The 12834-nt window shown below is 52.9% G+C and carries 15 protein-coding genes; 1 reads left to right on the top strand and 14 read right to left on the bottom strand.

Annotated elements, in window-relative coordinates; genetic code table 11:
* Window positions 1–20: 20 nt before the first annotated feature.
* The 9 genes from lafU to lafA all read right to left on the bottom strand — a co-directional run bounded on the left by lafU (window position 21) and on the right by lafA (window position 7255).
* On the bottom strand, window positions 21–944 hold the full coding sequence (gene lafU, locus G434_RS04675) for a putative lateral flagellar export/assembly protein LafU (RefSeq protein WP_001232550.1): 924 nt from the start codon (window positions 942–944) through the stop codon (window positions 21–23).
* A 2-nt stretch (window positions 945–946) separates the two neighbouring features.
* Window positions 947–1810, bottom strand: coding sequence for a flagellar motor stator protein MotA (gene motA, locus G434_RS04680; protein ID WP_001169518.1), 864 nt, complete (start codon window positions 1808–1810; stop codon window positions 947–949).
* 12 nt (window positions 1811–1822) lie between these two features.
* Entirely contained in the window at window positions 1823–2539 is a 717-nt protein-coding gene (locus G434_RS04685) for a FliA/WhiG family RNA polymerase sigma factor (protein WP_000938726.1), read from the bottom strand.
* 19 nt (window positions 2540–2558) lie between these two features.
* On the bottom strand, window positions 2559–3026 hold the full coding sequence (locus tag G434_RS04690; protein ID WP_000725259.1) for a flagellar basal body-associated FliL family protein: 468 nt from the start codon (window positions 3024–3026) through the stop codon (window positions 2559–2561).
* A gap of 7 nt (window positions 3027–3033) precedes the next feature.
* On the bottom strand, window positions 3034–4092 hold the full coding sequence (locus G434_RS04695) for a flagellar hook-length control protein FliK (RefSeq protein ID WP_001067489.1): 1059 nt from the start codon (window positions 4090–4092) through the stop codon (window positions 3034–3036).
* Window positions 4089–4400: a hypothetical protein gene (locus G434_RS04700; RefSeq protein WP_000415004.1), complete on the bottom strand. Its 312-nt coding sequence runs from the start codon at window positions 4398–4400 to the stop codon at window positions 4089–4091. Before G434_RS04700 ends, G434_RS04695 begins: the two co-directional genes overlap by 4 nt.
* Before the next feature lie 4 nt (window positions 4401–4404).
* Complete coding sequence (fliS, locus tag G434_RS04705) at window positions 4405–4797, bottom strand: flagellar export chaperone FliS (protein WP_000285322.1); 393 nt, start codon at window positions 4795–4797, stop codon at window positions 4405–4407.
* A 22-nt stretch (window positions 4798–4819) separates the two neighbouring features.
* Entirely contained in the window at window positions 4820–6136 is a 1317-nt protein-coding gene (gene fliD / locus G434_RS04710) for a flagellar filament capping protein FliD (RefSeq protein ID WP_000609678.1), read from the bottom strand.
* Between the two features lie 204 nt (window positions 6137–6340).
* On the bottom strand, window positions 6341–7255 hold the full coding sequence (gene lafA / locus G434_RS04715) for a lateral flagellin LafA (RefSeq protein ID WP_000949083.1): 915 nt from the start codon (window positions 7253–7255) through the stop codon (window positions 6341–6343).
* A 485-nt stretch (window positions 7256–7740) separates the two neighbouring features.
* Here lafA and G434_RS04720 point away from each other — a divergent pair, with 485 nt between their 5' ends.
* Window positions 7741–8583: a transcriptional regulator gene (locus G434_RS04720; RefSeq protein ID WP_000022366.1), complete on the top strand. Its 843-nt coding sequence runs from the start codon at window positions 7741–7743 to the stop codon at window positions 8581–8583.
* Window positions 8584–8640: 57 nt separating this feature from the next.
* Here G434_RS04720 and G434_RS04725 read toward each other — a convergent pair whose 3' ends face one another.
* From G434_RS04725 to flgK, 5 genes are all read right to left on the bottom strand, one after another.
* Window positions 8641–8940, bottom strand: a complete 300-nt coding sequence (locus tag G434_RS04725; RefSeq protein WP_000212552.1) for a helix-turn-helix domain-containing protein — start codon at window positions 8938–8940, stop codon at window positions 8641–8643.
* A gap of 9 nt (window positions 8941–8949) precedes the next feature.
* Window positions 8950–9291: a type II toxin-antitoxin system RelE/ParE family toxin gene (locus G434_RS04730; protein WP_000263532.1), complete on the bottom strand. Its 342-nt coding sequence runs from the start codon at window positions 9289–9291 to the stop codon at window positions 8950–8952.
* Between the two features lie 75 nt (window positions 9292–9366).
* A complete protein-coding gene (locus G434_RS04735) occupies window positions 9367–10344 on the bottom strand; it encodes a flagellar biosynthesis protein FlhF (RefSeq protein WP_001195938.1) in 978 nt (325 codons plus the stop codon).
* A 16-nt stretch (window positions 10345–10360) separates the two neighbouring features.
* Window positions 10361–11290, bottom strand: a complete 930-nt coding sequence (gene flgL, locus G434_RS04740; protein ID WP_001266799.1) for a flagellar hook-associated protein FlgL — start codon at window positions 11288–11290, stop codon at window positions 10361–10363.
* 14 nt (window positions 11291–11304) lie between these two features.
* Window positions 11305–12681, bottom strand: coding sequence for a flagellar hook-associated protein FlgK (gene flgK, locus G434_RS04745; RefSeq protein WP_000367245.1), 1377 nt, complete (start codon window positions 12679–12681; stop codon window positions 11305–11307).
* Window positions 12682–12834: the final 153 nt, after the last annotated feature.

The raw sequence follows: 12834 nt of genomic DNA, 5'->3' as shown, positions 1-12834 counted from the left end.
AATGCATAAAGATTCAGCATTTAACGCGTTCGCTGCGAAAGCACCTGCTGCTTATCCAGCTTTTGCACCAGCGGTTGCACCACTTTATCCCCATGCTGACCAAAGTATTGATACAGCGTATCGGACGCACTTTTGGTCAGCACCATAATCTCAATGCGCCGGTTGCCCGCGCTTTGCGGATTTTTGGCATCCAGCAGCATCTGGTCCGCCATTGCACTTACCTGCATCACTTTATCTTCCGGCATTCCGGCCTCTTCCAGCACCCGACGAGCTGAAAGCGCGCGATCGCCCGAAAGGTTCCAGTTGTTGTAGATATTGTTTTTGTAGGCCATCGCATCGGTATGCCCGGTGATGATGATCTTATTGTCGAGCGAATCAAAAACCGGTGCTAACTCCACCAGCAAAGTTTTAAAGAACGGCATAATCTGCGCGCTGCCGCGTTCAAACATATTGCGGTTCTGGTCATCTTTAATCAGCACGCGCAGTCCCTGGGGAACAATCTCCATCTCCAGATTCGCTTCCATATGCGCATCACGGGCAATGGTGTTGATACTGGTTGCCAGCTCGCCAAGCTCAGTAGCGGATTTCTTCTTCAGCAGCGCCGTTTTCTCGTTGACGTCATGCGCTTTTTTCTCCGTCTCTTCCGGCACCGCCACGGTGGCAGGTTTTGGCGGATGAGACGGTCTGATTTTATTTAACGGCGACAGCCCGCCACCGTTAAAAATCGACTGCCCGTGCAGCGCGGCGATAATGCTTTCACGCTCGGATTTACTGACGCTGTTGACAATCCACAGCGTCATAAATAGCGCCATCATTGCCAAAGTAAAGTCGGCGAACGCCACCTTCCACGCCCCGCCGTGATGCCCGGCATGATTTTTTTTGATCTGCCGCCGGACGATGGTGGTTTTTGCCCCACGCTCGCGGCGGTTGCCCGTCTTTCTCATGCTTATTCTTGCTCCAGCATCGCATTCACCCACGCGTCGAGGTTGGCGAAGGTCGGTTTGGACGCCAGATGCAGCAGCTTACGCCCGGCGTCCACTGCCAGCAGCGTCGGTTTGCCGCCTGCCTGCGCCACCAGCACGGTGCGCACGCATTCCAGCAAAGAATGTTCCGCCCGCGCCTGTTGTTCCATGGCGTTGGCGAGCGGGTCCATCAGGCAGTAGCAGATAAAGACGCCTAAAAACGTCCCCACCAGCGCTGCCGCCACTTTCAGGCCAATCAGGGCGATAGACCCATCAATCGACTGCATGGTGATGATGATGCCCAGCACCGCCGCGCAAATGCCAAACCCTGGCATCGCCTCGGCGGTACGTTGCAGCGAGCGTGACGGCGTTAGCAGCGACTCTTCGGCGGTGTCCAGCTCCTGATCGAGAATCCCTTCCAGTTCGTGGGCGTCGATTTTGCCCATCGCCATCAGGCGAAAGTTATCGGCAATAAAGGTCACCAGCCGCTTCTGGGTTAACACCAGCGGGTATTTCTGGAAAATGGTGCTCTCTTCCGGCTGCTCAATATGCTGATCCAACATGCGCAGACCACCGTTTTGCACCATTTCGAGCAACTCATACAGACACATTAATAGCTGGCGCTGAAACTCCGGCCCGAGCTGTTTTTTACTGATCACGCCTTTAATTTGATGAGCAATCTCTTTCAGCACATGTTTCGGATTACCAATAATCATTGCCCCGAAACCCGCCCCCAAAATAATGATCATTTCCGCCGGTTGCCAGATAGCCACTAATTGCCCGCCCGCTTCAAAATAACCGCCAAATACGCAGCCGAGCACCACCAGTAAACCTAATATTTTTTGCATGATTTCTTCACTTTAATTCGGATAGACAAAATCACGAATTTTCTGCGCGATCTGTTTATTCAGTTGACAAATTCGGGCTTCGGTTAGCCCTAATACCAGCGCAATCTCTTTGAGATTCATCTCATGCTGGTAATACATGGAGAGGATCAGTTGCTCTTTTTCGCTTAATTGTGAAAGCGCGTATTGCAGCATTTGCTGGGTAACAAACTGATCTTCCAGTTCCCTGCCAGCAAGTGGAATGCCTGGCCCTTCACCGTTCAGCAGTTCGTCAAGGCTGGCGAGCGTTTCCGCCCCTTCCAGTTGCTGATATTCGAGATAATCTTCATGCGAAATCCCTTCCACGGCCAGTTCTGACCACTCCGGTTCGTGCCCCAGTTTTTTGCGCGTCTCACGAATCAGATCTTTCATCTGATGATATTTCTGTCGCAGCTGGCGCGGTCGCCAGTCGAGAGCGCGCAGCTCATCCAGGATCGCGCCGCGAATCCGGTGCACGGCATAGCCCGCAAAACCTTCGTCCGGCAGCCCATAGCGACGAATGGCATTAAGCAGCCCCATTAACGCCGTTTGTTCCATATCCTGACGGTCAATAATGCAATTACACTGCGGAGCAAGTTGCCGCACCACTTTACGCACCAACGGTAGATAGGCCTGCAAGTAGTGGCTCTCCTGCTGCGGGGTTAATACCGGCGCGGCAGCAAATTCTTCTGACTCGAATACGTCCTGTAGCATGTTTATATCCGCCTGGTGATTACTGGAAGACCACTTTTTTCACCAGCAAATCCTTATACGGTGCGCTCATTTTGCGACGCTGAAGATCTTTCTTTAACGCATCAGAAATCAGTTTGCGGATGGCGGATATTTTCATGCCGCGCAAATCTTCAAATTTCATTTCCGTCAGGCATTCAACTGCAATACTTTGATACAGCGGCTCCTGATGTTTTATTTTTTCCGCTTCTTTATCACTGGCGACCACCATCACTAATTCCGCCGACAAATAATGGTCCGCACCGTTGTTGTCATGCAGCGTGACAATGGTTTCCGGCAACGTCACAAACACGCTTTTGCTTTCATCCAGGGTTTCCACCGTTTCCGCCCGTGCAACGGCCGTCGGTTTTCCTTTTCCGGCATAATGATGCCAGACACCCCATCCAGCTCCGGCCCCCACCACCAACGCCAGAACGGCGCTGACCACGCCCGCCACCACGATTTTCTTCATATTGCCTTTACACTTTGATCAAAACGGATTCGTTCTGTTGAAATTGAGGCGCATCATCAAGCTGTAAGGCGGCACTCACCTCTTCCTGCTGATGGCCCGACTGTTGTTGCTGCGACTGCCCTTCGGAGGAAACCTGTACGTTCACCTCCATAAAATTTTGCGCCGTCAGATGCTGGCGGAGATCGTCGCTAAACTGCTGTAACGCGCGGCAAACTTCGCTTTGATTCGCGCCGATGTGCACCATCAGTTTGCCGTTGTCGAGTTGTACGGCGATCTCAAGCTTGCCAAGCGACGGTGGATCGAGACGGATGGTGGAGATCTGCTGTTGTTTGTTGAGCTGAAAGTGGATCTGATCTTTCAAAAGCGTCGTCAGTTTTTCACCCAGTTCGTCCATCGAAAGCGTGGCTGGTTTGGCGACAATCTCCTGATGATCGCTGACCAGTTCCGGCGTCTTAACCTGCAACACCGCACGCGCAATAACCGGTTCGCTGTCCGTCACTTTTTCCGTTTTACGCTCGACCTGCGGGCGCGCGGTCACACGGGTTAGTTCAGTTTTCGGGCGAGCTGGCTGTGTTGAGACGCGCGGCTGCGTCGGCGCAATGGCATGTAAATCTTCACTGGCGTAAGTCGCCAGTCTGGCCTGCTGTTCGGGTTTCGCCTGCGGCAACTGACCGATCAGTTCCTGCAACTGTGGCGGCAACGGCGTGAGTTCCTGCTGTTGTGTCGAGCGTTGCGGCGCGTTTTGCACCACCGCTTTCGTCAATTGCTGAATAACTGGCGATGTTGCGGCGTTTCGCGGCTGCGGCGTCTCCTGATGCGGCGCGGCAGGTTGCGGAAGTAACAGCGCCATTAGCGCCTGCATCGCCACCGGATCGTTCTCCTGCGGGCGCGTCGCCTGTTGCTGACTGGTTTTAGCGCTATGAACGCGCTCTGCCACCGCCGCGCCCGCCATTTTCGGCAGGGTAAACGCGGGCGCGTTTTCACCGCTCACCGGCGGTAAGATGTCCGTTTTCAGCGACGCCGTTTCCGCAAGCGTTCCGAGCGTGGCAAGCAATGCCGGATTCATGACTTCTCCGAAAGTAAATTAACAATTGAGTAGGCCAGTACGCCTTCCTGATGCCGCTGATGCTGTTCCATACGCGCCTTCAACACTTCTGCACGCTGCTCGCGCCGTTTAATCAGGGCATTAAACGCGCCGTACAGCTGCGCCTTCACCGCACACAACTGCGCCGCGTCGGTTTCCGCCGCCACGTAATCGTGAAACTGGCGCATCAACTGCTGATGCAGTGCCGGAAGCCGTCGCCAGCGTTGCTTGTCGAGGGCTTCGTTCATCGCCTCAACCAGTGCGAAAAGTTGCCTGCGTTGTTTTTCCATCGTCTTAACCCAGCTTGCCCGAAAGCCCTTCCCAGCCTTCGCGCAGGTTGCTTAAGATCAGCATCACTTCATCGATTTTCTCTGCCGACAGTTCGCCGCTGGCCTCATACAAGCGATACACACAGTGGTCATAGAGTCGCGAAAGGTTGACCACCAGCTCGCCGCCGGTTTCAAACTCCAGCGAACTGGTGAGCGCATTGAGAATGTCGATGCATTTATTGATGCTCTGGGCTTTCTTCTCGAAACGCCGCCCTTCAATATGGCTTTTGGCGCGTTCCAGCTCGTCGAGAAGCCCGGCGAACAGCACCAGCACCAGTTCAAGCGGAGAGGCCGCCGCAGTACGCGCCGCGAGATCGACCTCTTTATATTGCGAATAGCCGTCCTGTACTTGGTACATCTTTAGGGATATTCCTTCTGAGTTACGCGAATGCCGCCATGCTGGCTTTCATGGTGTACACCTCGACCAGCGTGTTGGTGTACTCCTCCAGATAACGGTCGTAGTTGGCGTTATAGGTATCAGTAAGCTGATCGCCTTCGTCCTGAATTTTGCTCATCTGATCGTCAATGTTCTGCTGGCGCAGGGTGATGATGCCGTTGCTGGAGTCCGTGTAGGTGTTAATCAGGTCGTCCATCTGCGCTACCATGCTGTTGTCGCCAACGAAAATAGAGGTCAGACCGTCAGGATTTTTCGCCATTTCGTCGTTGAACTGGTCGGAGTCAATCTGTAAGTGGCCGTGAGAATCGAGGGTGATGCCATAGTCAACAATCGACACGCCGTTGTAGCTGGCATGGGCGATGTCATCGAGCTGGTTCGCCAGTGAACTGAGTCCGGCGTCGCCTGCAAATACCCCGGCGCTGGTACTGTCATCACCGTGAGTGGTTAGCGAATCAACCGTATCAATCAAGGTGTTATAGGCATCGACAAAAGTCTGTACTTTCTCCTGGCTGGAGCTGGAATCTTCGCTGATGTTAAAAGTGGTGAGGTCGCTGTCAGAATCGCTGACTTCGGTAAAAGTCATGGTGACGCCGGGGATCACATCATCAAACGTATTGCTGCTGTTGGTGATCGCCGGGCCCGTGGCGCTACCGAGATGAATAATCGCGTCCTGGGCTGAGGAAACAACCGTGGCAACGGGCGCGCTGGTGCTATCGTTGCTGGCATCATGCCCCGTTACGCTCACCGAAAACGCGCTCTGCGCCCCGGTGCTATCGGAGGTGAGCATAATGGTGGTGGTGCCGTCGGTTTTCACCAACGCCGCTGAAACGCCTGGATTATCATCGGAGTCGTTAATCGCGTTCACCAGTTCGCTGGCGTCGATAAAACCGTCGCCGTCACCGTTCTGATCTGCCGCCGACAGATCGATATCCATGGTGCTGTCGCCCATCGTCAGTTCAAAAGTACCGGTAGCGGAAAAGGCGTCGTCGCCCATACTGAACGTGGTTTGCTGCCCCTGCGCCAGTTGCTCAACGAAAAACGAGTAGCTTCCCGCCTGTGCCTGCGAGTTAGCGGAAACGGTCGCCGAGTCATTATTGCTGGTGGCGGCAAAAGTCACCGGGCCGTCGGTATCGCTGTTCAGCGCGTCAACGGCGCTCTGGAAATCGCTTAACGCCGAGCTGAGCGAGTCCAGGCCGCTGCTTTCAGCGTCCAGCTCGGTCTGCTTCTCCTGCAAATTTGCCGCCTGGGTGGCGACATCCGCATAAGCAATTTCTTGCGCAATGGTTCTTGGGTTAATCATTGATGACTCCGGGTAACGATGTCAGGTTAATGGCAAAAGGCGTGCCAATATTTTTTATGTGAATAATCAATAGATTGAAAAACAGGCGGAAATGACGTTTCCGTTCTGGCGGAAAAAAGCCTGCCGCTGAAAGCACAACACCGCCCGCAGGCGGTGTTGTTCGTGGCCGGATAAGGCGTTTACGCCGCATCGGCAAGTCCGCCATTACTGCAGCAGGCTGGAAACCATGCTGGACATGCTGTTGGACTGTTTCAGCATGGTGATGCCAGTCTGCATCAGCACTTGCTGTTTGGTCATATTGGACGCTTCCGTCGCGTAGTCGGTATCCATGATGTTACCGATAGCGACTTCGGTGTTGTCTTGCATACTGGTCAGGTTGTTGGCAGTGTCGTTCAGACGGTTGATAGAGGCACCCAGCTTGGACTGGATCTGAGACACGTCATCCATCGCGGTAGAGATGCTGGTGATCATCTGGTTAGCCGAGCCAGACGCAGTCAGCTCAGTACCGCCAGAAACGCCTGCGGTGCCAGTGGTGTCAGCCTGATCCGCACTAAAGGAGTTGCTGATTGCAGAAAGATCCGTCACCAGGGTATTCAGCTGGCTTGAAATATTCACGGTCATGGTGTCGGAAGATTCCGCGCCCACCTGGAAAGTTACCGCGCTCTGGAACAGACCGTCAGTACCGGTGTTGCTGGTACCGGAAACACCGAACAGGTTGGTGCCGCCGTAAGTGGTGTTTTGCAGCATGTCAGACATCTGCTGGCCCAGTTCGTCGTATTCGTCCTGCATCGCCTGCAGGTCGTCGTCGCTGTAGGTGCCGTTCGCTGCCTGAGTTGACAGGTCTTTCATACGACCCAGCACGTCAGACATTTCGTCGAACATGCTGTCAGCGGTTTGCAGCATCGCGGTGGCATCATTGATGTTGCTCAGCGCAACACCCATACCGCTGGACTGTGCTGTCAGACGGTTAGCAATTTGTTTGCCTGCGGCGTCATCGGCAGAAGAGTTAATCCGGTTACCTGTCGCCAGGCGTTCCATAGATGTAGACAGAGAAGAGCTGCTTTTGCTGATTGCATTAACGGCGGCCATTGAGGCGTTATTGGTGTTAATAGATAACATGATACTGCTCCTTGGGATTAATCGTTTTCGTTTCGATACCCTGTAAAAACGACACCTCAGGAGCAAACTTAAAATCGCCGTTAAAATTTTTTCGCCACGTATTATCCGATGCCACTTTTAGCTAAAAAAAGCAGAGTTTAAATTCAGATAAAAAGATTATTAGCAATATCTGCCACATGGCCAGGTATCAAAATATGTCTTTATCAAACGCTTGATATAGTTAAGATTGTCATCAATTATCGCGTTTTGTTCTCAATGTACTGATGCCAAAATTTACATTGCGTTGCAAATAGTACACATTTGGCTATTGTACCTGTCCTGTCATTTCGTTACATTTCCACGCTATATAGTGATTAAGAATAATCTTATCACCATAAAATATTAATTATCACGCAGAAAAATCATCTTCTCAGGGACGTATAAGACTGTGCTTTATGCAAAGCACTATCAGGAAACATTTATCCCTTGCTAAGGTAAACTCAACTATGAGTATTATTATCAACAACTGGCGGATGGACCCGTCGCTTAATGCCTTAATACATTGCGAAACGGGTGAAACACGTCGTCTCGGCGAATACCATTTTATTTTGCTGGAAACATTAGCAAAAAATGCCGATGTGGTTTTATCGCGATCTTATTTATGTGCCGAAGTATGGAAGAACCGTATTGTCGGCGGAAACAGCCTGCCGACGGCGATCCATGCGTTGCGCGTTGCTATCGACGATGATGGCAAACAACAGAACATTATTAAAACAATTCCGAAGAAAGGTTACTTATGCAATAAAGAGTATGTGTCTTTGCCGGAGTCATCGCCTGCAGAAGCGCTGATTATTACCGACCAGATACAGGATACAGCCCCAGAAGAGATATCTTCGACAACACCGTATGTGCCTGTTAGAAAAAAACATAAAGGACTGATGGGGTTAGCGTTGGCCGCAGCTGTTATATTGGTTGGCTCAACCGTGGGGTATTCACACTTGAAAAGTACACCTGACGCCCCGCAACTGGTAAAAGAGTCAATTAACAGTCCAAGAATAAAAATATTTCATCTTAGTTCTGGAAAGGAAAATAATTCCGTACCGTTACTGTCACAAACCCTCGCACCAGGAAAAGACAAACTCGATAATTTATTGTCAGCGCATAATATGACAATGACAACCTATTATAAATATGTTCGTAACCGACTGGAGAGTGATATTGTTCTGCGCAACCAGTGCAACGGTAGCTGGCAATTAACTTTTAATGTGGATAGCTGGCAGAATAGCGATATTAATAGCGCGATGTATCAGAATTTAGAGAAGTTGTTAAATACTGTGCAGAAATGCTGATGTTTACCGGATTAGATACCGTTTTATCTAATCCGGTTCATAAAATGCACCCCAAAATTAAATCTGAAATGCAATTCTCTTACCATTCGGCAGTTTAACGTCGATACTCAATTCCCCACCTAAAGCCGCAACATAGCGTTTTAGCGTAGACAACCGAGGATCGTTATCTGCCTGCTCCATTTTTGCAAGAGTCGGTTGCTTAATGCCCATCGCTGCCGCCATTTCCGTTTGCGAAATATTGAGTTCTTCTCTCAGCTGATGCAAGGCGATGGTCTGGCGCATTTCCTCAACTTTTGCCGCAATACGCACCTGGCTTTCAGGGCTTTGCTTTGCCATCAGTTCTTTTAGAGTAGCCATTATCGTTCCTTACTTTTTCAGATGCTTACGGTATTCAGAATCAGCGAGCTTGATCATATCGCGATAAAACTTTTTCTCATTTAACCCCGTTTTATCACCCGCACATAATACAATGCCACGGCGCGCAGGATCGAAAGCAAAAAAAGCACGTACCGGGTTTCCCTGATGTTGGACGCGTAATTCTTTCATATTTGAAAACTGTGAATCATTAACCGTATCCGCAAAGGGTCTGCCCAACTGTGGGCCATACTCAGCAAGAATCAGCATTGCAGCAAGTAAATCTTCTTTCAGCGCAACAGTCTGGGCATCAAACCAGTTGTCGAAAGTCTCCGTTGTCTCGACGTCCCACATCATCGGTCCCTCATAGCTTTTATGCTATAGATAAACTATAGCTTAATAGCTATAAAAGCAACAATGACAATAACCCTAACCCAATAAACTCCTCACCGTCTGGCTGGAAATTCGCGCCTGACCGTTCACCGCCTGCAATAAAACCTGATAGTTATGATTGGCGCTATCCAGCACGCCGCCGAGATTTTCCGACGCCTGCACGGCGCTTTCCGTTTGCGGGAAGCGCGACATGCCGTCGATCAACTGCCGCGCCTTTTCCTGCTGTACCGCCATCTGCACACGCTGCTGATTAATGCTTTCTAACGTCTGAGAAATCCCCGCTCCGCCCTGTTGCAGGCTTTGCACTAAGCGGTCCGCCTGCGACGGTTCGGCAAAGGTTTTTAGTGGCATAAACGCTGATTTATCACCATCGGTGCGCACGCTTAGGGTGCTTTCAATGTTGGGCCACTGTTTTTCAGTGGTGGAGAAACTTATACCATCGGCGTTTTGATGCATCTGCACGCCCACGCGGCGCAGGGCGTTGGTCAGCCGCGTCTGGTACTGCCCAGCGCTGTCATCCTCAGACAGCATCACCGCCGAAAGCTGAGTCTGCCGCCCGTCAGAGACGCTGAACATGCGCGTTCCCGGCGTGGGATTGTGTACCAGATTCGCCAGATCCGGCGAGTGAAAAGTCACCCGCGCTTCCCCCTGCAACACTGGCTGCAACTGGCGGTCCACCGCACCGCCGGAAAGCGCGGTGCGTTTGTCCAGCATCTGCATCAGCGCCGAACTCTGCGCCTGCCCGCCTTTGCGCTGGCTGTGACGATAATCGAGCAACTGCTGCTCCAGTTGCCCGAGATAGTGATCCGCCTGCTGCAACGTGGTGAGCTGGTCGTTAAGCTGCACGCTGTAACGCTGCGGGCGAGTGGTAATCAGCGGCGAGGCCGGATATTCACTCGCCGTCGCCGGGAGTTTTTGCCGCACCGCCTGAGTGGGCGCAACGGTTGACGACGATACCGCAGCGCTATGCGCGCCGCCGGTGGCGAGTGACGAAGATGTAAGTCCGACCTGCATACTGTTCCTGAAAGAGTTAGAGAACGCTGAACAAATTCAACTCACTCACTTTCGAGTAAGTCTTGAGGGTAGCTTCCATTGCTACTTCCAGTCCGGTAAAGGTGATCGACGCCGGGCCGTAATCGAGATCCTGTAATGAACCAATCAGCTCATCATTAGAGGTAGAGATATCGGTCTGCGCATCGCTCAACATCGACATGGTGTTCTGCGTCTCGCCGAGCGACGCAATCGAGGCGTTGAGGTTATCCGAGGCGGTGTCCACCACATCAACGGCGTTCTGAATATCGCTCTGCACCTGCGGATCGGCCGGGTCAACGTTTGGGTCTTGCAACTCCTGCGACAGGGTATTCAGTGTGTTGAGCACATCTAAATTGCTGCCGAAGAAATCGCTCGCCGCCACGTTGGTATCCACTTCCACGCCGTTCGACACCGTGGTCTGGCGGTGGTCGCTGTTGCCCTGATAGCTGTAGCTGTCGGTCACGCCATCGCCGTCATCGTCCACCGCCACAATCGGCGGCTGATCGTTGATGGTACCGCCAAACACGTAATGCCCGTCTTCGTCCTGATAGTTCAGCGCCACGACCATTGATTCGGTGAGCGACTCAATATCCTGCCCGAGACTTGCGAGCGAATCGGCGGTATTGGTGCCATTCGCCGCTTCCAGCAGGTCGTCGCGCACCGCCAGCAGGCTGTTGTTGACGCCATCAAGGATTGATTCCTGCTGACTTAACCCCGCCGACGCGGAGTCGATATTGCTCTGATACTGCTCAATCGCCGACTGTTGGCGGTTCAACTGGGTGATGCGCGTGGCGGCGATCGGGTCATCCGACGGCTGCAAAATTTCCTTGCCGGTTGCCATCTGCTCGACCACATGCGCCAGATCGCCGGAGAGATTATTAAAACTTTGCGTCATCGAGACGTAGGTTTGTTGGGTGGTTACTCGCATTTTCGCGCTCCCGCTTAGCTGCACATTTCCAGCACCGAATCGAAAATCTCGGCCCCGGCGGAAATGACTTTCAGATTGGCTTCATAAATTTGTTGATAGGTGATCAGGTTAACCGCCTCTTCGTCCATGCTGACGCCGCTGACGCTGCTCTGCTGGTTTTGCGCTGCGGAATAGACATTGGACGCGGCATCGACTTCCGTCTGGTTTTGCTGGCTGTAAATGCCGATATTGCTGATGATTGACGAGCACGCCTGCCCGACCGTCACGCTGCCGAGGTTGGCTATCTCCAGCGGTTCGGTGGAGATATTGATCAGCGCCTGTAAGTTGTCGCTGTTACCGCTTTCGTCCGGTGAACTGGAAAACGCCAGCTCATCGGCGGTGATATCCGGGTTGACGGTCAGCGGGCCATCGGCGTTGCTGGCGTCATAAATAAACAGCGGCTCGCCGGGGTTGCCGTTGAGATCGTAGCCCTGCGCCAGTTGATTGTTGACCGCATCGGCAAACTGCGACGCCATGCTGTTGATGGTGTCGGTCAGCGGCGTCAGCACGTCGTTTTGATAATCAAACAGTGCGCCTAATGAACCTCCAGTGTCGGTGGTCATCGTCGAGGTGGTTCCGGCGAAGGTCAGCGACATGGTCGGCGTGCCGTCGGCGTTGGTTTCCAGCGCGATGGTCGAGCTTTGCTGCCCGCTCACCAGCGGTTGACCGTTTTTCAGGGTAACGTTGTAGTTGCCCTGGTCGTCGATATTGACCTGCACATCCATCATCCCGCTGAGTTCTTCCACCATCTGGTCGCGGGCGTCGTACAGCGCGGAGGCGTTATCGCCGTTGGCTTCGGCCTGAGCGATTTGCTGGTTATAGCTGGCGATACCGCTGGTGAGCGTATTAATTTGCGACACCATCGCCTGCTGCTGGCTGATGATTTCCGTGCTTTGCGAGTCGATGTAATCCAGCGTGTTGTCGATACGCAGCGACAGCGCCCCGGCTTCGCTGATCACCTGCTCGCGCAGGGCGGAATCATCGGGGCTGGTGGTCGCTTCGTTAAGGGCGGCGAAAAAGTTATCGAAGCCGCCGCTCAGGCTGCTGTTATCGTCGCTCAGTACCGCTTCCAGTTGCGTGAGATACCCTTGCTGGGTGCTGTAATAGCCGTAATCGCTGGCGGCATACCACACCTGATTCACCTGATACTGGTTGGAGACGCGGCGAATGCTATCGACCTGCACGCCGTTACCGGCGCTGTTCGGCGAACCGCCGCTGGCACCGATGGTGCTGATCTCCGCCACCTGACGGGTGTAGCCCGTGGTCATGGTGTTGGCGGTGTTTTGCGCCGTGACGTTCAGCTCCACCTGCGCGGTTGATGCGCCGCTGTAGCCGATGTTAATCATGTCCATGTTGGATCCTTACCGGTAAATCGTGCCGGTTAAAAGCGGCGTTAGGTTGGGGATTCTTAAGTTCCGTAAACCGGGTGCCGGATGCGGCGTGAACGCCTTATCCGGCCTACATACGGGCGACTCGTAGGCCTGATAAGACGCGCCAGCGTCGCA

Source organism: Escherichia sp. KTE172, from assembly GCF_000408845.1.
Taxonomy (GTDB): Bacteria; Pseudomonadota; Gammaproteobacteria; order Enterobacterales; family Enterobacteriaceae; genus Escherichia; species Escherichia coli.
The sequence above is the reverse complement of the archived record's forward strand: the minus strand, read 5'-3'. Positions and strand labels throughout refer to the sequence as shown.

Bases quoted from the DNA above. Each gene is read 5' to 3' on its own strand.
- lafU (WP_001232550.1), bottom strand. From the start codon at position 944: ATGAGAAAGACGGGCAACCGCCGCGAGCGTGGGGCAAAAACCACCATC.
- motA (WP_001169518.1), bottom strand. From the start codon at position 1,810: ATGCAAAAAATATTAGGTTTACTGGTGGTGCTCGGCTGCGTATTTGGC.
- G434_RS04685 (WP_000938726.1), bottom strand. From the start codon at position 2,539: ATGCTACAGGACGTATTCGAGTCAGAAGAATTTGCTGCCGCGCCGGTA.
- G434_RS04690 (WP_000725259.1), bottom strand. From the start codon at position 3,026: ATGAAGAAAATCGTGGTGGCGGGCGTGGTCAGCGCCGTTCTGGCGTTG.
- G434_RS04695 (WP_001067489.1), bottom strand. From the start codon at position 4,092: ATGAATCCGGCATTGCTTGCCACGCTCGGAACGCTTGCGGAAACGGCG.
- G434_RS04700 (WP_000415004.1), bottom strand. From the start codon at position 4,400: ATGGAAAAACAACGCAGGCAACTTTTCGCACTGGTTGAGGCGATGAAC.
- fliS (WP_000285322.1), bottom strand. From the start codon at position 4,797: ATGTACCAAGTACAGGACGGCTATTCGCAATATAAAGAGGTCGATCTC.
- fliD (WP_000609678.1), bottom strand. From the start codon at position 6,136: ATGATTAACCCAAGAACCATTGCGCAAGAAATTGCTTATGCGGATGTC.
- lafA (WP_000949083.1), bottom strand. From the start codon at position 7,255: ATGTTATCTATTAACACCAATAACGCCTCAATGGCCGCCGTTAATGCA.
- G434_RS04720 (WP_000022366.1), top strand. From the start codon at position 7,741: ATGAGTATTATTATCAACAACTGGCGGATGGACCCGTCGCTTAATGCC.
- G434_RS04725 (WP_000212552.1), bottom strand. From the start codon at position 8,940: ATGGCTACTCTAAAAGAACTGATGGCAAAGCAAAGCCCTGAAAGCCAG.
- G434_RS04730 (WP_000263532.1), bottom strand. From the start codon at position 9,291: ATGTGGGACGTCGAGACAACGGAGACTTTCGACAACTGGTTTGATGCC.
- G434_RS04735 (WP_001195938.1), bottom strand. From the start codon at position 10,344: ATGCAGGTCGGACTTACATCTTCGTCACTCGCCACCGGCGGCGCGCAT.
- flgL (WP_001266799.1), bottom strand. From the start codon at position 11,290: ATGCGAGTAACCACCCAACAAACCTACGTCTCGATGACGCAAAGTTTT.
- flgK (WP_000367245.1), bottom strand. From the start codon at position 12,681: ATGGACATGATTAACATCGGCTACAGCGGCGCATCAACCGCGCAGGTG.